We start from the raw sequence: 26,990 nt of genomic DNA on the forward strand, positions 1-26,990 counted from the left end.
ATCGGTCGAGGGCTTATCCTACAAGCTTTCCGAATAATTTTCGGGAGCGACTAAGGTTTGATTACCAGTGAAGATATATCTTTTAGGAGCGACTTTTGACGAAGTCAACGGAGTGAAAAAAGATATATCGGAGCGCTTTGTTTCGATCCAGTTTTCAGGGTGCAAGCCTTGAATATATTCCCTGATAGCTCAGTTGGTAGAGCACTCGACTGTTAATCGAGTTGTCACAGGTTCGAGTCCTGTTCGGGGAGCCATTATGGAGAGGTGTCCGAGTTGGCCGAAGGAGCACGATTGGAAATCGTGTAGGCGTCACAAGCGTCTCGAGGGTTCGAATCCCTCTCTCTCCGTAGAGTTTCATCATTGCAAGTATTTAATAGCATGGCCCGTTGGTCAAGGGGTTAAGACACCTCCCTTTCACGGAGGTAACAGGGGTTCGAATCCCCTACGGGTCACCATTATCCCATGGAGGCTTAGCTCAGCTGGGAGAGCATCTGCCTTACAAGCAGAGGGTCGGCGGTTCGATCCCGTCAGCCTCCACCATAAATTTACTTACTGACGCGGGGTGGAGCAGCCCGGTAGCTCGTCGGGCTCATAACCCGAAGGCCGCAGGTTCAAATCCTGCCCCCGCAACCAATTTCATTTGTGTGGAGCCGTGGTGTAGAGGCCTAACATGCCTGCCTGTCACGCAGGAGACCGCGGGTTCGAATCCCGTCGGCTCCGCCATGATTTACAATTTGCAAGAAATGCGATACAATAAATAAATACGGCTCGGTAGCTCAGTCGGTAGAGCAGAGGACTGAAAATCCTCGTGTCGGCGGTTCGATTCCGTCCCGAGCCACCACTCGCCGCTGTAGCTCAATTGGTAGAGCAACTGACTTGTAATCAGTAGGTTGGGGGTTCAAGTCCTCTCGGCGGCACCACTGCAATTTCATATGGAGGCTTAGCGAAGTGGCCAAACGCAGCAGACTGTAAATCTGTTCTCTGACGAGTTCGGTGGTTCGAATCCATCAGCCTCCACCAGTTTATAGGGGCATAGTTTAAAGGTAGAACAGCGGTCTCCAAAACCGTTAGTGTGGGTTCAATTCCTGCTGCCCCTGCCAAAAACATTTTCATACTGTGGCGGTCGTGGCGAAGTGGCTAACGCATCGGATTGTGGCTCCGACACTCGAGGGTTCAATTCCCTTCGATCGCCCCATTTACACATTTATTGGGGATTAGCCAAGCGGTAAGGCAACGGACTTTGACTCCGTCATGCCTAGGTTCGAATCCTAGATCCCCAGTTTATATGCGGAAGTGGCTCAGGGGTAGAGCATCGCCTTGCCAAGGCGAGGGTCGCGGGTTCGAATCCCGTCTTCCGCTCCATGTGGCGCCATAGCCAAGTGGTAAGGCAGAGCTCTGCAAAAGCTTTACCCCCAGTTCGAATCTGGGTGGCGCCTCCAATTTTATTTCTTCGCCGGAGTGGCGGAATCGGCAGACGCACAGGACTTAAAATCCTGCGGTAGGTGACTACCGTACCAGTTCAAGTCTGGTCTTCGGCACCACTCCAACAATTTAAAATGTGTGCCCTTAGCTCAGCCGGATAGAGCGTTTGACTACGAATCAAAAGGTCAGGAGTTCGAATCTCTTAGGGCACGCCACTTGCCGATGTGGCGGAATGGCAGACGCGCTCGACTCAAAATCGAGTCCGAAAGGGTGGAGGTTCGAGTCCTCTCATCGGTATAAATAAGCCTTAAAGATCTTTTTGGATCTTTAAGGCTTATTTTTTGTATTGAACTTGTTTATGCTTCGGGAGAATTATTTTTGTATCCTCAACATTTTTTGTCCATTCTTCACATTGTGATATACAAATCGGGTAACTTTTAGTATCGTACTAAAAGAAGAACTATATCCTAAATGTTGGAGGAATAGGGTCATGACAAAGATCGAAGATGGGGCGGTTGTCTTGTTTCAAGGAGACAGCATTACGGATTGCGGAAGAAACAGGGAGACCGGGGCGGATTTAGGCCGAGGCTACGCTTTCATCGCTTCTGCGTTATTCGCCAGCAAATATCCTGAGAAACAAGTTCATTTCATCAACCGCGGAATCAGCGGCAATCGGGTAAAGGATTTGCAGCAGCGCTGGCAGGAAGATTGCATCGATCTGAAGCCGACATGGGTTTCGATCTATATCGGTATTAACGATACATGGCGGCGTTATGATCGTAACGACCCGACTTCGGTGGAAGCGTTTGCGGAAGGGTACCGTGATCTGATTGTGCGTACCAAGGAGACGCTTAATGCGAAGCTAGTTTTAGTCGAACCGTTTGTGCTGCCGGTGCCGGAAGACCGGAAACAATGGAGAGAGGATTTGGACCCGAAAATTAACGCCGTCCGCGAGCTCGCTCGGGAATTTGAGACGCTGTACGTGCCGCTAGACGGGTTGTTCGCGGCGGCGAGTACCAAAGCACCGTCCGCCTATTGGGCGCCTGATGGCGTACACCCGTCACCGGCAGGCCACGCGCTTATTGCCAATGCTTGGCTGGAAGCTGTGCAAGCATAAAATCATGTTGCTGATACAAATAGCAATTCAAGGGATGCCCTTCAGCTGGTGCGAGGGCGTCCCTTTTTAGGTGGAACCGTTCTGATTGTTGAAGGCATAATTCAATTCAATTGCTTGGATACTTGCAATAGCTCGGGCAAGGTAACCATCTTCAGGTTGCGGGATTTTAAAGTCTGGATCACGGTCGGGAGCGCTTTGACGGTACCGTTCAAATCTTGCTCCGGCCCGCCGCCGGAATGCTGCAAAATGATGGAACCAGGCTTAACATGAGTGAGTATGTTCGAAGTTACTTTCTCTTGCCCAAGCTGCTTCCAGTCAAGCGAGTCGACATTCCAGTTCACAATGCGATAGCCGTGTTCCGATGCCCACAGCAGCTGGCTTTCGCTGATCTCGCCATAGGGTGGCCGCAACAAGCGGGGGGAATATCCAATCAGCCGCTTTAAGGCTTGCTGTGTTTGAAGCACCTGCGACTGGAACAAATCGTCGGACAGCTTGGTAAACAGCTTGTGACTGTACGAATGATTGCCGATCACATGCCCTTCGCGAACGATTCGTTTAACCATCTCCGGATGCTTCTCGGCTTGTGCGCCAACTAAGAAGAAAGTGGCGCGAACCTGATATTTTTTCAATACATCCAACACCTGCGGCGTAAATGTCGTGTCGGGGGCATCGTCAAACGTTAAGGCGACCTGCCTGGAAGCGCCTGACCCCCGCAGCAGCAGCAGTTCGGGATATTTGCGCACAAGCTGGGATAAAGAGAGCCGTTGGCTTTGCCCGGATGTTTCTTTGGACGCTTTGGTGGGTTGCGGCTTGGATTTGTGCTGCTTGTGTGCCTTGGGCTCCGCCGGCGGAACGACTGTCGGTGCGGGAGCAGGTGGTGCCGGTGCAGGTGGCGCCGAAGGGGGCGGGACCTGCTGCACAGTGGAAGGGGCCGGAGGCCCAGCCAGAGAAAGCGGACTGCCGGTGCCCGTATCTGTTGCTTTAGCCGTGTGCTGAGGTGCAGCTTCGGCAGGCCCGACCCCCGGAGGCATCGCTTGCGGCGAATTTGCGGCAGGCGTACATGCCGTTAAAGCCAAGCATAAGCTTAACCTGGACAAAGATAAACTTTTTCTGATTCGAAGCGAGATGAACCGATGAGCGGATAATAGCAAAAAAGCCGCAGGCGTTCGCTTTTTCATGGGGGCTTAATCTCCTTTGGGCAACAGGATTACGTTCCCTTAGTTTGGGATAAGGAGAGACGAATTATCCGCTCATGAAAATGATGTTACGAACGCCGCGGCGAATAGTATGGAGCTAATGAAATCAGGCAAGGACCAAGCCTTCCCAGATCATTTTGAAGGATACGATAACGAAGGTGACACGAAGTACCCAAAGCAGCTTTTTGCTGCTCAGCCGACTGGCGATTTTCGCGCCGAGCCAGCCTCCCACAATGGCGCTAGGCGCCAAACCCAGCACCATCCACAGGTTCACTTCCCCTAAGGTAAAATGCGTGAAGCTTCCCATCAGGGATGATAGCAGGATAACGAACATGGAGGTCGCTGTCGCTACATGGGGAGGATACCGAAAAAGCAGCACCATCGCCGGGACGAATAGAGAGCCGCCGCCGATCCCGAACAGCCCCGAAATGAATCCGACCAAAAGTCCGATGATCAAGGCAGGCAGTACGCTGTAGCCGTAATGATATGTATTTCCATTGCCGTCCGTATACGTGCGCTGAATGTGCCACTTCACTTTCAACGGCTTCAAATAGTCGCGCAGCACGAGCAATATGGCCATCAGCAGCATGAAGAGACCGAAGCTGAGCTGGAACGATTTGGCATTGACAAATTGTGTGGTATACGAGCCGAGCATGGCTCCCGGACCGCATGTGATGAACAAGAGCCAGCCGCTTTTGAAATCGACCCTTTTCTGCTTGACGAAGGTCAGGGTCGAAGACAATGCCGTGAAGATCAGGACAGCCAGCGATGTGCCTACCGCCGTCGATACCGAAATCGTTTCTCCGACGAACGTAGGCCCTAAGTAAACCAGAGCGGGTACAATAATAATACCGCCGCCGAGACCGACCAGACTCCCGAAGGTGGCAGCGATCAGCCCGACAGCGGTATAAAATAATATACTCATGCGCAAACCTTCTTCCGTGTCGAATAGTTACTTTATGGTAATATTAACACAGGAAGAAAATAGTTCAATACCGGGTTATCCGATATCGTTAAGAATATTTTTATTAGGCAAGTAATGAATCGATTGAATAAATCGGATCGTTTTTGTTTTTGCCCGCATGACGATCGAATGCGTTTCTGCCCGGGAGTCGGACAAGTAGCGGACACCGTTTAAAAATTCCCCGGGGGTAATGCCCGTTGCGGCAAAAATAACGTCTTCCCGGCCGATCATATCCTCCATCGTCAAAACTTTGTGCGGGTCGGCAAGTCCCATGGCGATGCAGCGGTCGTATTCTTCCTGATTGGAAGGCAGCAGCTTCCCTTGCAGCTCGCCGCCCAGACATTGCAGCGCCGCGGCCGCCAGCACGCCCTCAGGTGCGCCGCCTGAGCCCACATACATGTCAATGCCGGATTCGGATAAAGCAGGAGCCATGGCCCCTGCGACATCGCCGTCGCTAAGAAACTTGATCCGTACGCCGACTTGACGGAGGGTTTCAATTTGCTTACGGTGCCTGTCGCGGTCAAGAATCATGATCGTAAGATTGCTCAGCGGCTTATCCAAAATGTCGGCGGCCCGTTGAAGCGTCGTTTCCAGCGGGTCCGTCAAGCTGAGCTTGCCGGCGAGAGCCGGTCCGACAGCCAGTTTTTCCATATACATATCCGGCGCATGCAGCAGATTGCCTTTGTTGGCAATGGCGATGACGGCCAGCGCGTTGTTCAATCCTTTGGCAACCAGTTCCGTTCCTTCGAGCGGGTCGACGGCCACGTCCACCTCTGGACCTTGCCCGTTCCCTACTTGTTCGCCGATATACAGCATCGGCGCTTCGTCCATTTCTCCTTCTCCGATGACGACGGTCCCGCGGACGGAAACGGAATCGAACATGGCGCGCATGGCGGTCGTCGCCGCACCGTCGGCTTGAATCTTATCGCCCCGGCCCATCCATCTTGCCGCGGACAGCGCCGCCAGCTCCGTTACCCGGACGATCTCAAGTGCCAATTCCCTTTCCACCAGCTCAGCCCCCTATAAAATAAATGGTCATGTTTCAACATATATAGTATAATTAATAAATAAATAATGCGCAATAAATACTTGATCCAAATCGAGTAGTGCGCTTGATTGGAAATGGAAACATCGAATGAAAAACGGTTCTATGAGTTTCGGACTATTTTTGGTACAATTGGATTGGAATGCGGCACAGCGATAAACCGCAAAGGCTGCTTGAGTGAGGAGGGACCGGTCATCGAACTGACTGCGCGCCAACTGCAGATCGTAGAATTGGTAAAGGCACACGCGCCTATTACGGGCGAACAAATAGCGGAGATGTTAGGTCTAAGCCGCCCGACCCTCCGGTCGGATCTGGCCCTGCTTGTCATGCTCGGGCTTGTGGATGCCAAGCCGAAGGTGGGCTATACGCCGGGCTCGGCCATGACGCCGGGCTCCCAGGTTTCCCGTAAACTGCTGGGCATGAAGGTAAAGGATGTCCAATCGATCCCCGTCGTCGTCCGGGAGAATGCTTCCGTGAACGACGCGGTCGTGATGCTGTTTATGGAGAACGTCGGCAGCCTGATCGTCGTGGATGACGAGGCTTGCCTGTCCGGCGTCATTTCCCGTAAAGATTTGCTTAAATTCACGCTCGGCAATACGAATGCGGCATCCATGCCGGTCAGCATGGTCATGACCCGCGAGCCGAACGTCATTCATGTCTCTCCCGACGAATCGGTGATCGACGCGGCGCGGAAGATGATTCTTCATCAGGTCGACAGCCTGCCTGTCGTCGTGGAATCCAAAGCTGCCCAGGTGAGCGGAAGATCCCGGTGGGACGTTGTCGGACGGGTGACAAAAACGATTATGACGAATATTTTAGTCGATCTGGCGATGGACCGTTAGGGCATTCATGAACAAAGGAGAAGAAAACCGGATGAAGGAAGAGCAACAGTACGAGATCACCATATGCTCGGATTCCGTCGGGGAAACGGCAGAGGCGGTCGTCAGAGCGACTATTCGCCAGTTTGACGCCCACCAGGTGAGAACGAAGCGGATCGGCCATATAAAAACCGAGGATGAAATCCGTACCATTATGGAAGAGGCGGCCAAACGCGGCGGCTTTGTGGCGTATACGCTGGTACAGCCGGAGCTTCGGGAAATGATGAAGGAAGAGGCCGTCCGCCTCGGCGTCCGCGCGGTCGATATCATGGGTCCGATGATGCAGGCGTTCATCGATACGTGGGGCGATGCGCCGAAGCGGAAACCGGGCTTGCTTCATCAGCTCGACGAAGATTATTTCCGCCGTGTAGAGGCAATCGAATTCGCCGTCAAATGCGATGACGGACGCGATACGAGCGCCCTGTTGAAGGCGAATCTCGTCTTGATCGGAGTCTCGCGGACGTCGAAGACGCCGCTCAGTATCTTTTTGGCGCATAAAGGGATAAAAGTATCCAATCTGCCGCTTGTACCGGAGGTTAAACCGCCCAAGGAACTGTTTCTGGTGCCGGGCAACCGGATTGTCGGCTTGACGATGGATGCAGACAAGCTGTACAAAATTCGGACAGAGCGGCTGAAAGCGGTCGGTCTGCCGTTCGGGGCGAAGTACGCGGCGATGGAGCGAATCGACGAAGAGCTCCGCTACGCGCAAGCGTTGATGAAACAAGTCGGGTGCCTGGTGATCAACGTAACAGATAAAGCAATTGAAGAAACGGCCGGCATTATTATGGGGTACTTGAATTGATAGCAGACAAGAGGCTTGAACCGACGGGTTCGGGCCCTTTTTGCCTTTGGGAATAAAAAAGCCTTCCCCGGCAAACCGGAAAGCCCTCAGCATGCGTATTCTCAAGTAGACGTAAGCGAAAGGTGGCTGGGCAATGAAACCTAAACGGGTATGGACGAATTGGCTTTCCGGCGTGCCGTACGGAAAAAGGCTGGTCAAGCTCCACCGCTGGAACGCATGGCTGCTGGCGCTGCTTGCGGTGACCGGGATATTGCTGTTTATAGAGCCGGTACGGGCACTGGGAGCAGGCCGTGTGTGGCTGAAGGAAGGACATCTATGGATCGGCGCGGCCTCGATTGCGGTGATAGCTCTCTATTTGCCGCTGATCCCCCGGCATTGGAAGCAGCTGCGGACGAAACCGGCGCAGCGTTGGAATTTGGGACTCGTTCTGTTTCTGCTCGCAGGTTGGAGTGTCACCGGTGTGCTGCTCTGGCTGGTGCGAAGCTTGCCTTCCGGTTGGGGCAACGCCGCACTGCTGCTCCACGATCTGTTCACCTGGGTCGGGGTTCCTTACACGATCTACCATTCGGTATCCCGCAGCCGATGGGTCAAAGCGGCCCAAAGCCGGCCGGAAAACCGCGAGGAAGAAGAAGCGGCGGAAGCGCGCGACGTACCGTCGTCCGAGCCTGGACGAATCGTACAGATGCTCAGGAACGCTCCGATCTCCAGAGCAACGTTCCTGCGGACGGCGGCGGGCTTGCTGCTGGCGTTCGGCCTGGGACCGTCATTTTACCGGTGGCTGATGACCGCTTCCGATACGGGAGGCGCGGAGCTTGAGCGGTTGGCCCGGGAGGATGCGAACCGGATGCTGCCGCCGCCGGTACCGTCTGCAGAATCCAACCCTCCGCTCGGCGGAGGCGGACAAGGGCAGTTTCGGGTGTATACGGTGACGCCGATCCCGGCTTTTTCGAGCGAGGATTGGAAGTTCGCCCTCACCGGACTTGTCGACCGGGAATATGCGTGGAATTGGGAACAGTTTCTGGAGCTCAAACGAACGGTTCAGGTTAGCGATTTTCACTGTGTGACGGGTTGGTCGGTGTACAAGGTCACTTGGGAGGGGATCCTGCTTAAGGAGCTGCTGGAGCTGGCCAAGGTAAGGAACGAGGCGAAGTTCGTCAAATTTTATTCCGGGGACCGCATCTATACGGATTGCTTGTCGCTGGAGCAGGCGCGGATGGATGATGTCATGGTGGCGGTCTTGATGGACGGAAAACCGATTCCCCAGCAACTGGGCGGCCCGGTAAGGCTGGTCGTTCCTCAAATGTATGCGTATAAATCGGTAAAGTGGCTCCAAGGGATCGAGCTTATCGACAAAGAGCATATCGGGTACTGGGAGCAGCGGGGCTACGATAACGACGCTTGGGTGCCGAAGGGAAGAGAGCAGGCGTAGCCAGTACATCTGACATTGGAGGATGGGGCGTATTGTGGGGTTATAAGGCCGCAAAAGTAAGATAGGATAGACGGGCCGAATGATGCGGTCCGCAAAATATAGGGATGGGAGACGGAGCGCAGCAGCTTCGTCCGAGTTTGGAAGGAAGGGTTGAAGGCGATGGAGCGGTACGGCGGGCAAAGGCTTGCCATGACAGGCGTAATCTTGGCAGGCGGGCAAAATCGGCGGATGGGCGGACAAAGCAAAGCGCTGCTTATGTACGAAGGCGATACGTTTTTGGCCAGGCAGTTGGCCGAGCTTGGAAGCTTGTGCGCGGAGCTGCTTATCGTAACGCAGGAGCCGGAACGGTACGAGGCTGTCGTTCACGCGTTCTCCGGGGAGTCTCCGGTGCGGATCATTCCCGACCTGCAGCCGGGCCGGGGGCCGCTAGCCGGTTTTCAAGCGGCCATGAGAGCTGCGTCGTACGAGGAGCTTTGGATCGTCGGCTGCGATATGCCGTGGGTCGACGCCAAAGCGGCGAAGGCCCTCTCGGAGCTGCGGAGCGGCGTTGACGCAGATGCTGCGATTGCGAAGATCGACGGAAGGCTCCAACCGCTGCACGGCGTGTACCTCAAAAGCTGTCTTCCCGAGGCGGAGCGGATGTTGGCCGCGAACGATCTGCGGTTGATGGGGCTGTTGAATTCGGTCGCTCTGCAGGTGGCGGACGAATCGTTTCTGGAGCGGAAGGGGATCTCAACAAGATTTGCCCGGAATATTAACGACCCGGACGAATATGAGAGACTCACCGGCAAACGACTTAGGTTTTAGCCCCTTTTGGCATGCCTTCTATCGAATGCTTTTTGTTTATGGAAGAAGGGCCTGTTTTGTGACATAATGGTGGGTATAACCTAGAACGGAGGGCATGCAGGATGTCGCAGATATTGAAGGATCGTTTCGGCCGCATTCATGACTATCTTCGAATTTCCGTGACGGACCGGTGCAATTTGCGCTGTGTATACTGTATGCCGGAAGAAGGCATGGAATTCGAGCCGGAGGAAAAGCTCTTGACGTTCGAGGAGATCGCCGAAGTGGTGCGGGTGCTTGCCGGTTACGGAGTTCGCAAGCTGCGGCTGACCGGAGGCGAACCGCTCGTGCGCAAAAACCTGGAGCAGCTCGTGCGGATGCTGAGCGCGATCGACGGCATTGAAGACATCGCTTTGACGACGAACGCGATCCATTTCGCTTCACGGGCGGAAAAGCTGCGCGAAGCCGGGCTCACAAGAATTAACGTCAGCCTCGATTCCTTGCGGGCGGACCGGTTTGCTCTCATTACGCGCGGAGGCGATTTGATGCGCGTGCTGGCGAGTCTGGAAGCGGCATCCCGGGTCGGACTCGACCCGATCAAGCTGAACGTCGTGCTCATGAAAGGCATGAACGACGACGAAATCGAAGATTTTCTGAAGCTGACGCTGGAGCGCAGTTTGCATGTGCGCTTTATTGAATATATGCCGATCGGTCATAACGACGACGGCTGGAAAACGAAATATATTTCGCTCAACACGGTGCTGGAACGCTGCGAAAGAATAGGGTGGCAGGTGGAGACGCTGGAGCAGTCGGTTCGGGGAAACGGGCCTTCGCAAAATTTCCGGATCGCCGGGGCGGCCGGCACGTTCGGGCTGATTCATCCGGTCAGCGACCATTTCTGCGAGACGTGCAACCGGCTGCGTCTTACGGCGGACGGTAACATCAAGCCTTGCCTGTACTGGTCCGACGAGTTCAATGTGCGCCGTTATATCGGCAACGATCAGGCGCTGGCCGAGCTGTTCTTCCGAGCGCTGGACGTGAAGCCGGAAAGTCACGAGATGGCTAAAGCGCTTCTGAGCGAGCAGCAGAGTCATACGCCTACCTCCCGGCGCATGTCGCAGATCGGGGGTTGAAGCGTGAACGACTTGAAATTCGGGCGGCAGACCATCAGCCTTGAAGAGGCGCAGCGGCGTGTACTCCAGCATGTCCGATTTCAGGAGACGGAAGAGGTACCGCTATTCGAGGCTTACGGCAGGAGGCTGGCACAAAACGTTTGCGCCGGCAGCCCGCTGCCGCATTTTCGGCGATCGGGTGTCGACGGCTACGCTTTGCGTGCATCGGATACGGCGGGAGCTTCCCTTGCGACGGCGGTCTGCTTGGAGGTGGTGGAAACCGTTCCGTGCGGCTTGGTTCCGGCGAATACGATTGGCCCGGGCCAAGCGGCCAGAATTATGACCGGCGCTGCCGTTCCCGAGGGGGCGGATGCGGTTGTGATGCTGGAGATGACCAATGCGGTGCATCAGGAGATCGGTCTAGGAGGCACGGTGGCGGTTCACAAAGCGATGAATCCCGGCGACAATGTGACCCCGATAGGAGAAGAGGCTGCTGCCGGGGAGCAGCTTCTGCGGAAGGGCTGCATCATCGGACCGGGGGAAGCGGCGGTGCTGGCCACGTTCGGCCATAGCCTTGTGAAGGTGTACAAGCGGCCGAGGGTAGCGATCTTCTCTACCGGCTCCGAGCTGCTCCCTGTAGACGCGCCGCTCGCGCCAGGTAAAATCCGGGGCAGCAACGGCTATATGCTGGCCTATCAGGTACAGCAGGCGGGCGGAGTGCCGCTGCTGATGCCGTTTCTTCCCGACGAAGCCGACCGGGTGGAACGGGAACTGCTGGCCGCTGCGGAGCAGGCGGATTTGTGGATAACGACCGGAGGCGTGTCGGTAGGGGATAAGGATGTTCTGGCCGAACTGTTCGGCCGGTGGGATGGCGAGCTGCTTTTTAACAAGATCGCGATGCGGCCTGGCAGTCCGACGTCGGTCGGACTGTGGCGGGGCAAGCCGTTGTTTGCTTTGTCCGGCAACCCCGGAGCTTGCTATGTAGGATTCGAGCTGCTGGTACGCCCTTATCTGCGTGCCTCGCAAGGGTCCCCCGACCCGCTGCCCTGCGCAGCGACGGCGGTACTGGATGCCGATTACGGCAAAGGATCGGCGCATCCCCGGTATGTCCGCGGGGCTTCGCGCGTAGAACATGGGACGGTCCGCGTGAGGCCCGCCGGTCGCGACAAATCCAGCATCATGGTTTCCATGAAAGAGACCGACTGCTTAATCTGTCTTCCGGCGGGCGGGCGAGGAGCCCAACGGGGCGAGTTGGTGCGGGTTTTGACGATCGGAGATTGAAGTAAAAACCCCCTGCCAGAGCAAAGTCCATGACAGGGGGGCGGTGCATTAGATGAACAATGAACGGGAAACGATGACGAGCAGAATAAACAGCACTAGAATAACACCAGTGGAAGTAAAGCCGAATCCGCCAACGTGGCTCATGTGACATCCCCCTTTCAGAAGGCATGTTAAATGATATGAACGAATGCGGGATGCTGATTGGACGTACGCCCGATTATTCAACGAAAATACAGCTGTCTTCGAGCAGAAGACAGCACCCTGTCTGTACCGGATACGAATCAAGGGCGCATATCCGCCGTGATTTCTGTCATTTCATCCCCAGCTCCCGGTGAAAACAAGTAAAAAAGGTTTTTTCGGTAGAATTTGTTGGAAAATTGGGCTACAATGGCCGAGACAAGGTGCGAAGGCATGAGAAGCGCCGATAAGCGGAGAACCGGACGAAGTCCCCGGTCGCCGTACAAAAGCGGAGAGGATGGATACGCGTGAACCAGCAGTTGGAAATTCGCAATATTCCGAATGTGCATTTTATGGACAGCCTGCAAATGTCAGCATTCGCCTTTCAATATGAGCTTACTCCCGAAAAAGTGGAGAAGTGGATGACGCTTCTCGATTCGAACCAAATGTGGGGAGCTTATGTGGATGATACGCTCGCGGCGAAAATGACGATTTTCGATTTTCAGACCTGGATTCAAGGCAAGGCGTTCGACATGGGCGGGATCGCAGGCGTCGTCACATGGCCGGAATACCGTCGCGGCGGTCTGGTGGCCAAGCTGCTGTCGCACGGACTGCGGGTGATGCGGGAGAAAGGCCAGACGGTATCGTTCCTTCATCCTTTTCAATTCTCGTTCTACCGTAAATACGGCTGGGAGACGTATGCTGAGTATAAATCGTATGAGATCTCCGTCCAGCAGCTTCCAAAACTGGGCCCGCAGCCGGGGCGGATCGTTCGGACAGGCCACGATATCAAGCTGCTGAACGGGATCTACGAGGCTTACGCCAGCAGGTACAATGGTACGCTTATTCGAAACGAATCCTGGTGGCAGCACCGCATTTTCGGCAATACGCAAGGAACGGTAGCCGTATATTATGATGCGGAGAATCAGCCTGCGGGCTACGTATATTATCAGGTAAAGGACAATATCCTTAAGGTTCACGAGCTGGTTTATCTGCATCATGGGGCTTACTTGGCTTTATGGCGCTTCTTGGCCGATCACGACTCGATGCTGGAGAAGCTGGTGATGAAGGCGCCCGCGAACGACAAGCTGCCGTTTCTGCTCGACAATCCCCGGATCAAGCAAGAGATCGTGCCTTATTTCATGGCGCGGATTGTCGATGTTACCGGCTTTTTGACCAAGTATCCGTTCGCATCGGGGGCGGAATGGTCGCTGCAGTTGGAGGTCAAGGACGAGCAGGCGGAATGGAACAACGGCTGGTTTCTGCTGCAGGTGGACGAGTCGGGGACGGCGCGTGTGGCGCCTATCGCAAGCGCTTCGCCCGAGCTGCCGTCCGCCAACTGCACGATCCAGACGCTTGCCGCCATGCTGACAGGGTACCAACGCCCATCCTTTTTGATGGACATCGGCAGGCTAACCGGCACGACGGAGGTGTGCGAATCGCTGGAGCGGCTCATTCCCGCACGCCAGACGTATTTGCCCGACTTTTTCTAGACTTCTTCCACAGACAAGATTCAGGCCCCTTCGATATCGTTCGAAGCGGGCTTTTTTGTTGTAAGTGGGCTCAAAACAAGCAGGATTTTGAAAGGGAAACACGAATGTATATTCGTATGTTTACGGATTGGGCGGCACTGGACAGTCTGTATGAGGAGTTCCGCAGCAAGGATGTCGTGATTTCCGGCGAGCCTGCCATTTATCCGGACGGCGGTCCGTGGAAAGAATTCGTCCTTCAGGATTGCGACGGGTACGGCCTCGCTTTCGGCGGGATCGACGGTCCCAAGAAGGAAGGCTGAACCTTAGCCTCCGGGCTGGAAAGAAACCGGAGCAGACCGTGCTTCTCCAAAAACGGCCGCAGTGCCGGGTAAGAACAATCGAATACGTACAACCGATCCTCAGCGCTGAAAGCCAGCAGCTGGGGATTTTGTTTTGGAGAGGAGATCTCGGGGACAAGCACAAGTAATTCCTTGCATTGAAACGTGAGATCGTACAGCCGGACGGGGAGCAAGGGGACGAACGGGATGCGGATCACAATGCCGCTGTCCGTACCGACGCGGAATTTGCCGGACAACCCTCCGGCCTGCTCCAGCCAGCCCGCGGCTGCCTGCCGAATTTCCGCTTTGTTGGAGATCGCGAGAACGACGGCGTCCCGCCGGACTTCATAGACCAGCACGGGCGATGGCGCAGCCGCATCATCCGGAGCGGACCGGGAAGCTGCGCCAGACAGTGGAAGCATCGTTAGCCATGCGAGAAAAACTAGAAGGCTTATACCCGCTCTGTTCATCCCATCCTTCTCCTTTAACCTGGATAATCTTTCAATGCTAGGGTTTCCCGTATCGGGGAAACTCATGAGTCTGTTGAGGCGGGGTCTCCTCTTGTCCAAGGCCGGGTGGCGTACTGGACTTAGGTCCAGTTTCAAAAACCGCCGCAGGTCCGTTTTGGGAAATGGCGGATTCACCTAGAATAAAGACATAAGCAAAACGACAACAAAAACGAAAGGCGGTGAGTCAATCCATGAAAATGAACCGGCATACCGGACTCGCGTTCCTTCTGATCTTCTTCGGAGCGTTGATTCTGAGCCACAAGCTTGGCTTTCAACTCGGGCACCATATCATGAGCTTTTTGTTCCCGGCAGCTATGGTAGGGCTCGGATTCGTAGGACTGAGAAACGGAAAAACGATTATCGGGTGGGGGCTGATCATCCTTGGCGGCCTGTTCCTCTTCGGTAAATTGTCCGGACTGTTCGCCATCCTGATCGCCATCGGCTTGATCTGCTACGGCATCTCGCTGCTGCGTAACAAATCGGTATATTAAATCAAACAAACGACGGATTGAAATTCGGAGAAAAGGTGGTTGAGCAAAGCATGAGTTTAGGAAAAAGATTCCGGGATATTACGGTTGCGCACTTCAACGAAATGCTGGAAAACGCGGAAGACCCGGTTCGCCTGATCGATAAATACCTTGCGTCCCAGTCGGAGCAAATCCGCGAGTCCGAACGGCTGCTGCAGCAGTGCCTGTCTCACGCCGCTTCGCTTCGCCAGCAGTACGTATCGGCGGAGCAGCTCAAGGAGCGCCGCGAGCAGCAAGCGATGCTGGCGCTGAGAGCCGGCGAGGAAGAAGTGGCGCGCATCGCGCTTCAAGAGAAAATGCAGCAGGAGGAAAAAGCGACGCAGTACCGGGCGCTGTACGATCAAAGCAAGCTGGGAATCGTCGAGTTGGAAGAGCAGCTTCAACAGCTTAAGGCCGATTTCGACGAAATCGCCTCGAAACGCAGCTACTATATCGCGCGGCTGGAGTCCGTAAGGCTGCAGCAGCGGATGAACGAAAGGCTGCGTTCGATGGGCGCGGGTCCGAATCCGCGGATCTTCGACCGGCTGGACGAGCGGGTCTCCGATATGGAACTGACCGCGCGCACCTTGCGGGAAGTGAGGGGCCAAGTCCGCGAAGCATGGTCCGCCGTAGGCAGCGCGGCATCGCAAGCACTGGAACAAGAGCTGGCCAAGCTGCGGACGAAACTGAAACAGGAGGGCTGGGATAAATCATGAGCAAACTGTACCGTTCCCGTTCCGATCGCAAAGTGACCGGCCTGTGCGGCGGTCTCGCGGAATCGATGAACATTGATGCCACACTGCTTCGGCTGATCGTGGTGGTAACGGCTTTCTTTTCCGGAGGCGTTGTGATTCCGCTGTACTTCCTGGCAGCGTTGGTCATCCCAAGCGAGCCTTGGACCGGCGGGCCTCACGGCTACGGACCGTCCTACGGCGGCGAGGGCTGCGGACAACCTGGCGGCCACTATCCCAACTGGAGAGAGTGGAGACGCGCCGAGAAGCACTACCGCAGAGCGCAAAGACATGGCTGGGTCCCGCCGCAAGAAGGCAACCGCTATGAAGGCGAATATGCGGCCTCCTCGAATCCGAGCGGTACCGCGGGCAGCGATCTGGACGATATGATGAAAGATATCGAGAAAAAAGCGATGTGGAAAGAAATCGAAGAACTGCGCGGCAAAGTAGCGCAATACGAAAAAAACCAAAATCAGAAACCAACTAAAGGAGATGTTTAACAATGGGAGTATTTTCTAGAATTAAAGACATGACGAAGGCTTCGCTGCATGAACTGCTTGACAAGGTTGAAGATCCGATCATCATGCTGAATCAATATTTGCGCGACATGGAAGAAGAAATCGCTCAAGCCGAAGTGACGGTGGCCCGTCAAATCGCCAGCGAGCGCAAGCTGAAAGAACGTCTGGAAGAAGCGGTTCGTCTGACGGCGCAGTACGAAGGACAAGCGAAGGAAGCGCTGAAGAACGATCAGGAAGCGACGGCGCGCCAAGCTTTGGAGCAAAAGCTGTACTACGAGGGCAAAATCGCCGAGTACACGGAAATGCACGAGCAGGCCAAGGCGCAAGCGGCCGAGCTGGTTCAGCAGCTGCATGAAATGAAAGACGCGTTCTACCAAATGCGCAACAAACGCAGCGAGCTGATCTCCCGCGCTCAATTGGCGAAGGCGAAAAAGCAAATGGCCGAAGTGACGGCAACCAACGTGATCGAAGGCGGCAATGCCGTAAAAGGTTTCCGTCGCATGGAAGAGAAGATCATGTCGCTGGAAGTCGAAGCGGAAATCGCACGCAAGCCTTACGTTGGCGGTGGCTATGCCGGTTCGGTGTACAGCAACGCCGTGTCGGTCGACCCGGCGAAGCAGCAAAAAATCGACGATCAGCTGCAGCTTCTGAAAGAGAAGATGTCCAGCGAGCAGGGGAAATAATCTTCACGAAAAAGCTGTTGGAGCAAAGCGGCACTTGTGATATGCTATGTAAGGCAAAAGCCATGGACGTCCTTCCGTAAGGCGCTGTGGCTTTTGCCGGATCATCCAGAACTTACTGGGAAAGGGGGCGACACGGATGAACCGCAAACGAAACCGCAACATCGCGCTGGTCTTGATCGGCGCAGGACTTTTCCTTCTGGCGGACAATCATCTCGGATTTTTCACCGTGCTTGCCCTCTTTTTGCTTTTGCTGGGAGTGTATAAGGTACGTTCGGGCGCCGAGCGCAAAGGCTACATCATGATGGTGATCGGCCTGCTGCTCCTCGCAGGTGGCAATTTTACGCTGATCTTGGCCATTATCCTCATTTCGCTCGGCTTCTTCTACAATAAATCGCGTAAAATTCACCGCAGTGAGCACCATTACCGCAAGCAAAGCGTAATCGACAGCATCCGGTGGGGACGGGAGCCTTGGGTTCTGCGCAACATGTCGATCTGGAACGTGCTGGGGGAGCTGCAGATGGATTTGACCTATGCGATCCACGAGCAGAAGGAGACGACGATTATTTTGCAGGGAGTCATCGCCGATATCGATCTGATCGTTCCGGAGGATGTAGGTCTTACCGTTACGGCTTCCGTCTTGTTCGGGCAAACGAGCATCGGGTATGACAAAGAGGCCGGCGTGCTGAACAAGATGGTATGGCAGTCGCCCAATTACTGGACGGCGGACCGTCAGGTGAAGCTGGAAATTTCGTATATCGTAGCCGATATTGATATTAAAATCGTTTGATGCACGGAGGACGGCAGGAATGGACGGACATGACAAGCGTTTAACCAACATGATATGGCGAAGCATGGCGGAGTCCATTGGGCTCAGCCTTGTTTTGTTTGCCGTGATCGTCTATTTCCTGCAGTCGAACGGCTACTTGAACGCTTTCACAACGTGGCAGGAAGGCGTGCGCATGAGCCTGACGCTGATTGCGATCGTTGCAGCGGTCGGAGGCTCGTACGGTCTGTGGTACAGCAGCCGGATGAAGCATCGGCTGGAGACGCTGCGCGAGGTGATGCTGTCGCTGGAGAAGGGCAACCTGAGCCGTTCGGTGCCGCCGCTCGGCGAGGATGAGATCGGCCGTCTGGGCGATCAGTTGAATGCGATCACCAAAAAATGGGAAGAGCAAGTTTCCTCGCTGCAGCGCCTGTCCAGCAATAATGCCCAACTGGCGCAAAAAGCGAAATATTCGGCCATCGTGGAAGAGCGGCAGCGGTTGGCGAGGGAACTGCACGACGCCGTGAGCCAGCAACTCTTCGCGATCTCGATGACGGCGACGGCCGTCGGCCGGACGTTGGACAAAGATTTCGAGAAAGCGCAGCGGCAAATCTTCCTCATTGAGGAAATGGCTTCGGTAGCGCAGTCGGAGATGCGCGCTTTGCTGCTTCACCTGCGTCCCGTGCACCTGGAAGGCAAGCGTCTGGCCGAAGGCTTGATCGAGCTGGTGCAGGAGCTGTCTTCGAAAGTGCCGATGCAGATCGATTGCGAGCTGGCCGAAGACGTCAAGCTGCCGAACGGGATTGAGGATCACCTGTTCCGTATCGTGCAGGAGGCGTTGTCCAATGCGCTTCGGCACTCCAAAGCGACAAAGCTGGAGGTGAAGCTGACCCAGCCGTCAAGCGATGCGGTCCGCTTGCTCATTCGGGATAACGGCGTCGGCTTCGAGTTGGATATGAAAAAACAGGCTTCATACGGGCTGGTGACGATGCGGGAGCGGGTGAACGAAATCGGCGGCTCGCTCAACTTAATCACGGCGCCGGGCAAAGGAACGCGCATTGAGATTCGCATTCCGATTATGGCGGAAGGAGGACTTGAGATTGGAAGAGACGACGATTAAAGTGCTGCTGGTCGACGATCATGAAATGGTTCGCATCGGTCTTGCCGCCGTGCTGAGCACGGAGGACGATATCGAGGTGGTCGGCGAAGCGAGCGGAGGACAGGAAGGCATTCGGCTGGCATTGGAATACAAGCCGGACGTGGTGCTGATGGATTTGGTTATGGAGGGCATGGACGGCATCGAGACGACAAGGCGTCTGCTGCAGCAGCACCCGGAGTGCAAGGTGATCGTGCTGACCAGCTTTATTGACGACGAAAAGATTTACCCGGTGATTGAAGCGGGAGCGTTCAGCTACTTGCTCAAAACGTCGCGTGCTGCCGAAATCGCCCAAGCGATCCGCTCGGCCGTAAAAGGCCAGTCGGTGCTGGAATCCCAAGTCGCTTCCAAGCTGATGAATCGCTTCCGCGGGCCGAAGCAGGCTGCGCAGCCGCATGAAGAATTGACCGAACGCGAGATGGAGGTGCTCCGGCTCATTGCCGCAGGCAAGTCCAATCAGGACGTGGCCGACGAACTGTTCATCGGGGTTAAAACGGTCAAGTTTCACGTCACCAACATTTTGGCTAAGCTTGGGGTGGAGGACCGCACGCAGGCTGCCATTTATGCGTACAAGAACGGTTTAGTCGAGTAATATCTGGGTAATAAGCTCTCAAGAGGCCCCGAAGATGTTGGGATTGCCGTCTTGGGAGCTTTTTTATGTCGTATTTTGGAACCTTTTGCGATATTCAATTTTAAAGTTTTCTTAATAAATGTGAGTTTTGACACGTTTCCTGCGTCTATATAGATATAGATGTTCCATGTCGAGGAATCGGTACCGTTTGTCGGATTATAGGAAAAGTAAAATATATACGACGGATCGTGGACATCAAGGAGAGGAGATGAGAGCCGGATGAACGGATTAGCCGTTAAAAACCGGAATGAAACCAACATTCCACTAACGTTCGGGGAAAAAACGGAGCTGTTGAAGCGGTATGAAGTGTATTGCTATCAGGTCGCTTTCTATTTATTGCAGCAGGAGGCGGGAGCGCGCCTCGCGGCCGAGGAAGCGCTGCTCGCCTTATACAAGCTGGACGGGTTCTTTGCTCTGACGGAGCACGAGCGCAAGGAAAAAGTGAAGGCTGCCGCCATCCGGCACGCATTGGCGGTACGAAGCGGGCGCCAGCCTTCTTGATGCACGAACGAAGCTTCTTAATAACGAACATTCATAAGAATGCCCGTGAGCGGCGGAACAGGCCAATAGCTGTGCGGCCGTTTGCCCGGCAGTGCGGTGTAGTGGCCGAAGGCGCGGGCTCCCGCATCGTGCCTCTCCAGCAGGTCCGCCGGAGGGATGGCATGCAGGGCAGCCGCCGCCTGCGTCAGGCGCATTATCCAACCGTCGATGCCTTGAAGCACGGCGTTCGCATGTTTGTCCCCGCCGTCGAGCTGCGTCTGCAGCTTATGCTCGTCCAAGCTTAAGGTGCCGTCGGCCTGCGGGATCACGCCCAGCCGGTCAAACTCTTCCTCGGCAGGGGCGCCGAGCCCATGTTTTCTCCAAGCGGGCCGCAGAAGGACGCCGGCTTCGGACAAAGCGTTCGCCAGCTCGTTGTAGCCTCCGACAAGCCCTTCCACCAGCCGGAGCGATGCGCCGTTGCTTTGCAGGGCGGCTCTTGCGTTCTCCGCCGTTTGTTTCAAGGCGCCTGCCGCCGTGACGATGGTTCTGGCATCCCCTGCCGCCCGTTCCGCAAAGCGGTCGAACGAATAGGAGGGCTGTCCCGTTCCTTTCTGCGGTCGTCCGCGGTAACGTTTGCCTGTTAAGTCATCTTGTCTTCTGTGCCGGTCCTCCAAGGCAAACCACTGCTTATGAATTTGATACGAACGAATCACGCTCTGAATCGGAGCGATCATGCCCGATCACCTCACTGTCAATGGAACATTTTTCTTTACATTATAGCGGAAGACATTCCGTCCGTAAACGGATACATGCTTGACAGGCTGCAAAAGGATGCAGTATGATGATTTATCAATCAAAACCTGGCAAAGGAGCTCGCGTCAGCACATGAATTGGGTTCAATGGATTGTCATCGCCGCCGTTTTGCTTGTCAGCGTGCTGTTTATGATGTTTGTCGGCAAAAAGTACAAAAAGTAACGCGGCATGCTTTTTTTTCGCCTCGCGATCATTTCTTCTTAACGTTCCGCCACCGCCTGTCATACGATAAAGTACTTAAACTTTATGCGCAGAAAGGCGGTCTTAGCCATGCTCCGAAAACGCATTCCCCGGCAGGACGACGGCATGATATACGGATTGGTGGAAAAGCTGCTCCTTCCCTTTGCGCGGCAGACGGTACCCGATCTTCGCGTGAGCCGTACAGATATTCTCAAACGGTTGAAATCCTGTGTCACATACGTCGATACCGCGGCCGGACGCTTGCCGGTCGGATTTATTGCACTGCGCGTGGATCGGGATAAGCGCCTGTCCGTCGATATGCTGGCGGTGAATCCGAAGTTTCAGGGCCGCGGCATCGGCACGCGCTTGATGCGTCAGGCGGAGCGTACGGCGGGGGACCGGGGATGCCGCGAAGTGGTGTTATGGGTGGACGATGCGAATACGCAAGCTCAGACTTTCTATGTACGAAAAGGCTACGATACGGTTCACTACGACGCCAGGCTTCGCTGCTACATGATGATGAAGCGGCTGGGCTAACCGCAGATGCTGCCGACACCAAGGCTCTCCCGAACGATAGCGGGGAAAGCCTTGGTGTTTTTGCGTTATGCTGGCGGCGTTAGCTGGGCACGATCAAGGCCCCTACGCTGGCGACGTCCAATTCAAAGGGACTGCCAAACAGCTCGGAGTCCGGATACGGCACGGGGAACGCTTCGTTCGCGGCGGTTGTTGTCGGCCTGTCGGATTTTTTCGTTTGGGCGCGGGCTTTTCCCAGACTGCTGCTGTTTGCTCCGCTTCGTTTGCTTTTGGCGGACGTGCTTGCATTCGATTGAATGCCGGCCGCCGTCTCGTTCAAATAGAGCTTTCCTTTGTCCAATCGGCTGAGCGTCCCGACAAGCTCCGTACCGTCCTTCAATATAATGAAAACCGGTTGGCCGTAATACGGCCTGCATTGTTCTTCGTTAATCGGATGAATCGGTCTCACGCGAGGTCACCTCCGAAGTTGATTTCTACACTTCAGACTATGCGGCATTTGTGCCGGTTGTACGGGACAAATGTCCTGTATGCGCATGCCTATTTTCCGTGAACGCGCTTGCATTCGACAGAGTATTGAATCTCTTGTCGGTTTTCGATATGCTAAAGGGGTAAAGGGAACGGACAGGAAACAATTGCCGTTCCTTATCTCCTATTCTCTATAGAAAGAACGAGGACCTGAAGCCATGACGAGTGCCGTGTTTTTGATTTTCGGAGCGACCGGGGACTTGGCCCGGCGCAAGTTATTCCCGGCGTTTTACAGCCTGTACCGTGAGCGCAAGCTGGGCGACCGATTTGCGGTAATCGGCCTCGCGCGGCGTTCGCGCACGAACGACCAGTTCCGCGACGACGTCTACGAATCGATTCAAGAATTCGCACGCTACAACGTGACGAAGGACGAGCAATGGGATGCGTTTGCCGAGCATTTTGAATACATGTCGCTGGACATTAATAACGTTGACGGCTTCCGGCAGCTCCGCGAGCTGACCGACCGGCTCGACGTCAAATTCGACATCGGCGGCAACCGGTTGTTTTACTTGGCCTTGGCGCCGGAGCTGTTCGGCAATGTGTCGCACAATCTCAAGGCGGGCGGACTATTGGAAGGGGCCGGCTGGCACCGGCTTGTGATCGAGAAGCCGTTCGGCTACGATCTTCCGTCCGCTGAGAAGCTGAACGCCGAAATCCGCCAGGTGTTCGAGGAGCAGGACATTTACCGCATCGACCATTACCTTGGCAAGGAAATGGTGCAGAACATCAACGTCGTCCGGTTCGCGAACGCCTTTTTCGAGCCGCTTTGGAACAATAAGTACATCGCCAACATTCAAATCACGCTGAGCGAAACCGTAGGCGTGGAAGAACGCGGCGGCTATTACGAGCATTCGGGCGCACTGCGCGACATGGGACAAAACCACATGCTGCAGATGCTGGCCATCATGGCGATGGAGCCCCCGAGCCGGATGCATCCGGAGGATATCCGCGACGAGAAGGTGAAGGTGTTCCGCAGTCTGCGCGGCTTCCAGACGGCGTCGGAGGTGCGGGCCAATACGGTGCGCGGACAGTACACCGCCGGCAATATCAAAGGCGAGCAGGTGCGCGGCTACCGCGACGAAGACAAGGTCAATCCGGAGTCGACGACGGAGACGTATTTCGCCGCACGCGTATTCGTGGACAACTTCCGCTGGGCCGGCGTTCCGTTCTATATCCGGACGGGAAAACGATTGCCGGTGAAAACGACGGAAGTGGTCGTCGAGTTCAAGAACGTGCCGAACAACGTTTACTTGTCACGCAAGCACAAGCTGGAGCCGAACCTGCTCGTGTTCCGCGTCAATCCGATGGAAGGCATTTACTTCAAAATGAACGCCAAACAGCCGGGATCGGAAGGAACGATCGTTCCGGTCGCGATGGATTTCTGCCAGAGCTGCCAGGTCGGGCTGAACACGCCGGAAGCGTACGAGCGGCTGCTCTACGACGCCGCCCGCGGGGATTCCACGTATTTCACCCGCTGGGACGAGGTCGCGCTGGCATGGAAATATGTCGACAAAATCGCCTCCGCCTGGGGCGAGCGTACGGACGATTTGCACCTGTACACGGCAGGCACTTGGGGACCGGAGCAGGGACAGCAGCTCGTTGCCGAAGACGGCTTCCGCTGGTGGCCGGTCAACGGGCAGGACGAAGGCGAAGTCACTTGGGGACATACCCAAATGTAATGGATAGACGAAAGAAACCGAAAGAGCAGATCCGGTTGCGCCGGGTTCTGCTCTTTTTTGCTGGCGCATGTTGCGTCTTTTTTTCACCTCTTGAAATATGGTATGATGGAGTGTACAGTGCCGGCTAACGCAAGGGGGATCTTTACATGTCCAGACGCGCTTTTATACGCTGGATGCTCGGACTTTTGGTTATGATCGGGGCGGCGCTCGCAGGACTGATCAAGCTGCTGCAGCAATCGGTCGACCGGCAGACGGTCGGCGGGGTACAAGCGCCGGACGGCATCGTACTGCCAAAGACGGAACTGGGGACGAATCCCGATCTGGCGGCGGGGAATCCGGCAGCGCCGTTGTTCTCGTTCATGATTCTCAGCGATTTGCACGTATCGCCTGACGATCCGAATACGGTCCGGCATTTGAAGCAAGCGCTTGACGATATGAAGCAGTTCGAATCGCCGGTCGAGGCGCTGGTGCTGACGGGCGACGTGACCGACTACGGGCGGGAGAGGGACTACAAAGAGCTGAAAAAAACGTTGTCCGCTTACAAGCTGCCTCCGGTTTACGCCAACATGGGCAACCACGATTATTATGACATTTGGATCGACCGGAAAGGGGATTTCAATAAAGACACGATGCCCAACGGCAAGACCGACTGGCAATCGCGCGAGCGGTTCCAGAAGTTTTTCGGATTGTCGAAGCCTTATCACGACGCTTGGGAGAAAGGGTACCACTTGATCCTGCTGTCGCAGGAGGCCTATGTGCAGGAGAAGCCTGAGGTAGGCGAAGGGGCATGGTATTCCGACGAACAATTGGATTGGCTGAAGGAACGGCTGGCTTCGCACAAGGACGGCAAGCCCGTCTTCATCATGACCCATCAGCCGCTGCCGCCCGCCGGACAAGACGGGGGGATGCACCAATTGATTCCGGCGAAAAAATTCCGCGAGCTCTTGAAGCCTTACAAAAACGTGTTCGTGTTCTGCGGACACCGGCATCAGGATTTTCAAGGCACGGTGGAGCATTATGTCAAAGAAAGCTTTCACTATTTTCATAACTCCTCGGTCGGACGCGTGCTGAACCGCAGCTATCAAAATGCGGCCAAGGAGAAGGCGCAAGGATTGTATGTGCAGGTATACCGAGACAAAGTGACGCTGCGCGGCCGGGCGTTCGAGTCGGGAACGTGGCTGAAGGAAGCCGACTGGACCGTCAAGCTGACTTGAATAAGATTGAGGAAGGAATTAACTGATATGAGCACCGGATTATCCGAGAAATTAAAAGAAGAAGTACAGAAGCGGCGCACCTTCGCCATCATCTCCCACCCCGACGCGGGGAAGACGACCTTGACCGAGAAGCTGCTGCTGTTCGGGGGCGCGATTCGGCTGGCCGGTACGGTCAAAGGGCGCAAGGCGAACCGCCATGCGACGAGCGACTGGATGGAAATCGAGAAGCAGAGAGGGATTTCGGTCACCTCCAGTGTGATGCAGTTCGATTATGAAGGGCATCGGGTCAATATTCTCGACACCCCGGGCCACCAAGACTTCAGCGAAGACACGTATCGGACGTTAACGGCGGCGGACAGCGCCGTCATGCTGATCGACTCGGCCAAAGGGGTCGAGGCCCAGACGAAAAAGCTGTTCCAGGTATGCCGCAAGCGGGGCATTCCGATCTTCACGTTCATCAACAAGCTGGACCGTGAAGGCCAGAATCCGTTCGATCTGCTCGAAGAGCTGGAGCAGGTGCTGGGTATCCGCTCGTATCCGATGAACTGGCCGATCGGGATGGGCAAACAGTTTCACGGCGTGTACGACCGGAAGCTGACGCAGGTCGAGCTGTTCCAGGGCGACGATCACAAAGAAATCCAAGTGCGCAAAGTAAGCGGCTACGACGACCCGGTCGTGAAGGAAATCGCAGGCGAATTTTTTTACGACCAATTGGTGCAGGACTTGGAGCTGCTCGATGTGGCGGGGGACGAGTTCGACTACGAGAAGGTACAGAAGGGCGAGCTGACGCCCGTATTCTTCGGTAGTGCGATCAACAATTTCGGCGTGCAGACGTTCCTTGAGAATTTCCTGCAGCTGGCCCCGACGCCGACGCCGCGCAAAAGCAACGAAGGCATGGTCGATCCGCTGCACGAGAAGTTTTCCGGGTACATTTTCAAAATTCAGGCGAACATGAACCCGGCTCACCGCGACCGGATCGCTTTCCTGCGGATTTGCTCCGGCAAATTCGAGCGGGGCATGTCGGTGAAGCACGTGCGGGTCGGCAAAGACATCAAGCTGGCGCAGCCGCAGCAATTTCTCGCGCAGGACCGCGATATTGTCGAGGACGCTTATCCCGGCGACATTATCGGACTGTTCGACCCGGGTATTTTCCGCATCGGGGATTCGCTGTGCCAAGGCGGCGGCTTGGAATTCGACGAGCTGCCGACGTTCTCCCCGGAGTTGTTCTCCAAAGTGACGGTCAAAAACGCGCTGAAGCACAAGCAGTTCCAGAAGGGCGTGGACCAATTGACCGAGGAGGGCACCATTCAGGTGTTCAAAACGATCGGCTTCGAGGATTTGATTCTCGGCGTCGTCGGACAGCTCCAGTTCGAGGTGTTCGAATACCGGATGAAAGCGGAGTACAGCAGCGAGGTGCAGCTGTCCCGGATGACCTACCAGTTCGCGCGGTGGCTCGTCGGCGACGACATCGATCCGGCCAAGTTCCGGATCAACTCGCAGCTGGTGAAGGATAAGAAAGACAATTACGTGGCGCTGTTCGAGAACGAATATGCGCTGCGCACGGCGATGGAGAAAAATCCGAACTTGAAATTTCTGGAGACTGCGCCTTAATAGCGCCGATTTGACAAGCAGACAGCCCTTCGCGGTCTTTATAGACCGAACGAGGGCTGTTCTTTTTTTGCCGGGAGTGGCTAAGTTTGATAAAATAGGGATGCAGTGGAAGGAAAATGGGAACGGGAGGGATGCTTATTGGGGTATCTACACCCAAGCGTCTGGATCATTACCCCCGACTCATTAAAAACCCGTTCCGTTTATACGTTATCGTCTCGGTAGGATCGATGGCGGTCGCGCTTGTATATTCCTTAATCCAAAACGTATGGGCTGCCTTGAACGGAGGCTAGACACGCCACGAATTGCCGGTCGGTTGGGACGCGGAGCCCGGCCGGCCATTCACTTTTTTTGGATGGTAAGCGGAAGCGAAAATTTTACTCTTTTCTCATCGAATTTTCATCTTCGTTGTGTATAGTTAAAGCTGCGGCTAAGGGCAATAAT

The 26,990-nt window shown here is 55.2% G+C and carries 28 protein-coding genes and 17 tRNA genes; 38 read left to right on the forward strand and 7 right to left on the reverse strand.

The features are described from left to right. The first annotated feature begins 178 nt into the window (after window positions 1–178). The 18 genes from QJ48_RS12435 to QJ48_RS12520 all read left to right on the forward strand — a co-directional run bounded on the left by QJ48_RS12435 (window position 179) and on the right by QJ48_RS12520 (window position 2,539). A tRNA-Asn gene (locus tag QJ48_RS12435) sits at window positions 179–254 on the forward strand. 4 nt (window positions 255–258) lie between these two features. Next, window positions 259–347: transfer RNA gene (locus QJ48_RS12440), tRNA-Ser, on the forward strand. 33 nt (window positions 348–380) lie between these two features. Beyond that, window positions 381–455 (forward strand) — tRNA-Glu (locus QJ48_RS12445). 9 nt (window positions 456–464) lie between these two features. Continuing rightward, window positions 465–540 (forward strand) — tRNA-Val (locus QJ48_RS12450). Between the two features lie 16 nt (window positions 541–556). Continuing rightward, window positions 557–633, forward strand: a tRNA-Met gene (locus QJ48_RS12455). A 13-nt stretch (window positions 634–646) separates the two neighbouring features. Further along, window positions 647–723 (forward strand) — tRNA-Asp (locus tag QJ48_RS12460). Between the two features lie 42 nt (window positions 724–765). Continuing rightward, window positions 766–841, forward strand: a tRNA-Phe gene (locus QJ48_RS12465). Between the two features lie 3 nt (window positions 842–844). Then, window positions 845–920 (forward strand) — tRNA-Thr (locus QJ48_RS12470). 14 nt (window positions 921–934) lie between these two features. Continuing rightward, window positions 935–1,020: transfer RNA gene (locus QJ48_RS12475), tRNA-Tyr, on the forward strand. Between the two features lie 6 nt (window positions 1,021–1,026). Continuing rightward, window positions 1,027–1,100: transfer RNA gene (locus tag QJ48_RS12480), tRNA-Trp, on the forward strand. A gap of 19 nt (window positions 1,101–1,119) precedes the next feature. Continuing rightward, a tRNA-His gene (locus QJ48_RS12485) sits at window positions 1,120–1,195 on the forward strand. 13 nt (window positions 1,196–1,208) lie between these two features. After that, window positions 1,209–1,280: transfer RNA gene (locus QJ48_RS12490), tRNA-Gln, on the forward strand. Window positions 1,281–1,287: 7 nt separating this feature from the next. After that, window positions 1,288–1,362: transfer RNA gene (locus QJ48_RS12495), tRNA-Gly, on the forward strand. Window positions 1,363–1,365: 3 nt separating this feature from the next. After that, a tRNA-Cys gene (locus QJ48_RS12500) sits at window positions 1,366–1,439 on the forward strand. A gap of 13 nt (window positions 1,440–1,452) precedes the next feature. Next, window positions 1,453–1,541 (forward strand) — tRNA-Leu (locus QJ48_RS12505). Between the two features lie 19 nt (window positions 1,542–1,560). Then, window positions 1,561–1,637: transfer RNA gene (locus QJ48_RS12510), tRNA-Arg, on the forward strand. Between the two features lie 3 nt (window positions 1,638–1,640). Beyond that, window positions 1,641–1,719: transfer RNA gene (locus tag QJ48_RS12515), tRNA-Leu, on the forward strand. A 193-nt stretch (window positions 1,720–1,912) separates the two neighbouring features. Further along, on the forward strand, window positions 1,913–2,539 hold the full coding sequence (locus QJ48_RS12520; protein WP_054973916.1) for an SGNH/GDSL hydrolase family protein: 627 nt from the start codon (window positions 1,913–1,915) through the stop codon (window positions 2,537–2,539). A gap of 101 nt (window positions 2,540–2,640) precedes the next feature. Here QJ48_RS12520 and QJ48_RS12525 read toward each other — a convergent pair whose 3' ends face one another. From QJ48_RS12525 to glpX, 3 genes are all read right to left on the reverse strand, one after another. Next, window positions 2,641–3,717: a polysaccharide deacetylase family protein gene (locus tag QJ48_RS12525; RefSeq protein ID WP_082420480.1), complete on the reverse strand. Its 1,077-nt coding sequence runs from the start codon at window positions 3,715–3,717 to the stop codon at window positions 2,641–2,643. A gap of 124 nt (window positions 3,718–3,841) precedes the next feature. Next, window positions 3,842–4,660 (reverse strand): sulfite exporter TauE/SafE family protein, encoded by an 819-nt coding sequence (locus tag QJ48_RS12530; RefSeq protein ID WP_054973917.1) that lies wholly within the window; start codon window positions 4,658–4,660, stop codon window positions 3,842–3,844. Between the two features lie 75 nt (window positions 4,661–4,735). Further along, a complete protein-coding gene (gene glpX / locus QJ48_RS12535) occupies window positions 4,736–5,707 on the reverse strand; it encodes a class II fructose-bisphosphatase (RefSeq protein WP_054973918.1) in 972 nt (323 codons plus the stop codon). Between the two features lie 210 nt (window positions 5,708–5,917). Here glpX and QJ48_RS12540 point away from each other — a divergent pair, with 210 nt between their 5' ends. From QJ48_RS12540 to glp, 6 genes are all read left to right on the forward strand, one after another. Next, on the forward strand, window positions 5,918–6,586 hold the full coding sequence (locus QJ48_RS12540; RefSeq protein WP_237762885.1) for a helix-turn-helix transcriptional regulator: 669 nt from the start codon (window positions 5,918–5,920) through the stop codon (window positions 6,584–6,586). A gap of 31 nt (window positions 6,587–6,617) precedes the next feature. Beyond that, window positions 6,618–7,424 carry a pyruvate, water dikinase regulatory protein gene (locus tag QJ48_RS12545; RefSeq protein ID WP_010500068.1) on the forward strand — a complete coding sequence of 269 codons (807 nt, stop codon included), beginning with the start codon at window positions 6,618–6,620 and terminating at the stop codon, window positions 7,422–7,424. A 133-nt stretch (window positions 7,425–7,557) separates the two neighbouring features. After that, complete coding sequence (locus QJ48_RS12550) at window positions 7,558–8,853, forward strand: molybdopterin-dependent oxidoreductase (RefSeq protein WP_054973919.1); 1,296 nt, start codon at window positions 7,558–7,560, stop codon at window positions 8,851–8,853. A 159-nt stretch (window positions 8,854–9,012) separates the two neighbouring features. Further along, window positions 9,013–9,660 (forward strand): molybdenum cofactor guanylyltransferase, encoded by a 648-nt coding sequence (locus tag QJ48_RS12555; protein ID WP_054973920.1) that lies wholly within the window; start codon window positions 9,013–9,015, stop codon window positions 9,658–9,660. 101 nt (window positions 9,661–9,761) lie between these two features. Continuing rightward, window positions 9,762–10,769 carry a GTP 3',8-cyclase MoaA gene (moaA, locus tag QJ48_RS12560; protein ID WP_054973921.1) on the forward strand — a complete coding sequence of 336 codons (1,008 nt, stop codon included), beginning with the start codon at window positions 9,762–9,764 and terminating at the stop codon, window positions 10,767–10,769. A gap of 3 nt (window positions 10,770–10,772) precedes the next feature. Beyond that, on the forward strand, window positions 10,773–12,029 hold the full coding sequence (gene glp, locus QJ48_RS12565; RefSeq protein WP_054973922.1) for a gephyrin-like molybdotransferase Glp: 1,257 nt from the start codon (window positions 10,773–10,775) through the stop codon (window positions 12,027–12,029). Between the two features lie 48 nt (window positions 12,030–12,077). Here the strand turns inward: glp and QJ48_RS38675 are convergent, their stop codons facing one another. Beyond that, window positions 12,078–12,173 (reverse strand): YjcZ family sporulation protein, encoded by a 96-nt coding sequence (locus tag QJ48_RS38675; RefSeq protein ID WP_216798076.1) that lies wholly within the window; start codon window positions 12,171–12,173, stop codon window positions 12,078–12,080. A 341-nt stretch (window positions 12,174–12,514) separates the two neighbouring features. Here QJ48_RS38675 and eis point away from each other — a divergent pair, with 341 nt between their 5' ends. Together eis and QJ48_RS35875 are read left to right on the forward strand one after the other, a co-directional pair. After that, window positions 12,515–13,699, forward strand: coding sequence for an enhanced intracellular survival protein Eis (gene eis, locus QJ48_RS12570; protein WP_054973923.1), 1,185 nt, complete (start codon window positions 12,515–12,517; stop codon window positions 13,697–13,699). 104 nt (window positions 13,700–13,803) lie between these two features. Further along, window positions 13,804–13,998 carry a hypothetical protein gene (locus QJ48_RS35875; RefSeq protein ID WP_237762886.1) on the forward strand — a complete coding sequence of 65 codons (195 nt, stop codon included), beginning with the start codon at window positions 13,804–13,806 and terminating at the stop codon, window positions 13,996–13,998. On the opposite strand, the gene QJ48_RS36850 is transcribed toward QJ48_RS35875, so the two are convergent. Then, window positions 13,935–14,486: a hypothetical protein gene (locus tag QJ48_RS36850; RefSeq protein ID WP_054973924.1), complete on the reverse strand. Its 552-nt coding sequence runs from the start codon at window positions 14,484–14,486 to the stop codon at window positions 13,935–13,937. The genes QJ48_RS35875 and QJ48_RS36850 overlap by 64 nt on opposite strands. Before the next feature lie 230 nt (window positions 14,487–14,716). Here QJ48_RS36850 and QJ48_RS12580 point away from each other — a divergent pair, with 230 nt between their 5' ends. The 8 genes from QJ48_RS12580 (at window position 14,717) to QJ48_RS12615 (ending at window position 20,014) form a co-directional block, all read left to right on the forward strand. Beyond that, entirely contained in the window at window positions 14,717–15,016 is a 300-nt protein-coding gene (locus QJ48_RS12580; protein ID WP_054973925.1) for a hypothetical protein, read from the forward strand. A 50-nt stretch (window positions 15,017–15,066) separates the two neighbouring features. Next, window positions 15,067–15,747 (forward strand): PspA/IM30 family protein, encoded by a 681-nt coding sequence (locus QJ48_RS12585; RefSeq protein ID WP_054973926.1) that lies wholly within the window; start codon window positions 15,067–15,069, stop codon window positions 15,745–15,747. Then, window positions 15,744–16,262, forward strand: coding sequence for a PspC domain-containing protein (locus QJ48_RS12590; protein ID WP_054973927.1), 519 nt, complete (start codon window positions 15,744–15,746; stop codon window positions 16,260–16,262). The genes QJ48_RS12585 and QJ48_RS12590 overlap by 4 nt, the downstream gene beginning before the upstream one ends. A 2-nt stretch (window positions 16,263–16,264) precedes the next feature. Then, window positions 16,265–16,963 carry a PspA/IM30 family protein gene (locus QJ48_RS12595; RefSeq protein ID WP_054973928.1) on the forward strand — a complete coding sequence of 233 codons (699 nt, stop codon included), beginning with the start codon at window positions 16,265–16,267 and terminating at the stop codon, window positions 16,961–16,963. 136 nt (window positions 16,964–17,099) lie between these two features. Beyond that, the gene (gene liaF / locus QJ48_RS12600; protein WP_054973929.1) at window positions 17,100–17,750 is read left to right on the forward strand and encodes a cell wall-active antibiotics response protein LiaF; all 651 of its coding nucleotides are present in this window, start codon (window positions 17,100–17,102) and stop codon (window positions 17,748–17,750) included. A gap of 19 nt (window positions 17,751–17,769) precedes the next feature. Beyond that, the gene (locus QJ48_RS12605; RefSeq protein WP_054973930.1) at window positions 17,770–18,846 is read left to right on the forward strand and encodes a sensor histidine kinase; all 1,077 of its coding nucleotides are present in this window, start codon (window positions 17,770–17,772) and stop codon (window positions 18,844–18,846) included. Further along, window positions 18,827–19,474 carry a response regulator transcription factor gene (locus QJ48_RS12610; RefSeq protein ID WP_025847297.1) on the forward strand — a complete coding sequence of 216 codons (648 nt, stop codon included), beginning with the start codon at window positions 18,827–18,829 and terminating at the stop codon, window positions 19,472–19,474. Before QJ48_RS12605 ends, QJ48_RS12610 begins: the two co-directional genes overlap by 20 nt. 258 nt (window positions 19,475–19,732) lie before the next feature. Continuing rightward, on the forward strand, window positions 19,733–20,014 hold the full coding sequence (locus QJ48_RS12615; protein ID WP_054973931.1) for a hypothetical protein: 282 nt from the start codon (window positions 19,733–19,735) through the stop codon (window positions 20,012–20,014). Between the two features lie 17 nt (window positions 20,015–20,031). Here QJ48_RS12615 and QJ48_RS12620 read toward each other — a convergent pair whose 3' ends face one another. Then, window positions 20,032–20,727: a hypothetical protein gene (locus tag QJ48_RS12620; protein ID WP_054973932.1), complete on the reverse strand. Its 696-nt coding sequence runs from the start codon at window positions 20,725–20,727 to the stop codon at window positions 20,032–20,034. A gap of 349 nt (window positions 20,728–21,076) precedes the next feature. Between QJ48_RS12620 and QJ48_RS12625 the strand changes: the two genes are divergently transcribed. Beyond that, window positions 21,077–21,523 (forward strand): N-acetyltransferase, encoded by a 447-nt coding sequence (locus QJ48_RS12625; protein ID WP_054973933.1) that lies wholly within the window; start codon window positions 21,077–21,079, stop codon window positions 21,521–21,523. Between the two features lie 79 nt (window positions 21,524–21,602). On the opposite strand, the gene QJ48_RS12630 is transcribed toward QJ48_RS12625, so the two are convergent. Then, window positions 21,603–21,968 (reverse strand): hypothetical protein, encoded by a 366-nt coding sequence (locus tag QJ48_RS12630; protein ID WP_054973934.1) that lies wholly within the window; start codon window positions 21,966–21,968, stop codon window positions 21,603–21,605. 235 nt (window positions 21,969–22,203) lie between these two features. On the opposite strand from QJ48_RS12630, the gene zwf reads away from it, so the two are divergent. The 3 genes from zwf to QJ48_RS12645 all read left to right on the forward strand — a co-directional run bounded on the left by zwf (window position 22,204) and on the right by QJ48_RS12645 (window position 26,549). Beyond that, complete coding sequence (gene zwf / locus QJ48_RS12635; protein WP_054973935.1) at window positions 22,204–23,724, forward strand: glucose-6-phosphate dehydrogenase; 1,521 nt, start codon at window positions 22,204–22,206, stop codon at window positions 23,722–23,724. A gap of 146 nt (window positions 23,725–23,870) precedes the next feature. After that, a complete protein-coding gene (locus QJ48_RS12640) occupies window positions 23,871–24,938 on the forward strand; it encodes a metallophosphoesterase (RefSeq protein WP_054973936.1) in 1,068 nt (355 codons plus the stop codon). 27 nt (window positions 24,939–24,965) lie between these two features. After that, window positions 24,966–26,549 (forward strand): peptide chain release factor 3, encoded by a 1,584-nt coding sequence (locus QJ48_RS12645; RefSeq protein ID WP_054973937.1) that lies wholly within the window; start codon window positions 24,966–24,968, stop codon window positions 26,547–26,549. Window positions 26,550–26,990: the final 441 nt, after the last annotated feature.

This window comes from Paenibacillus sp. A3, from assembly GCF_001399685.1.
GTDB lineage: Bacteria > Bacillota > Bacilli > Paenibacillales > NBRC-103111 > Paenibacillus_G.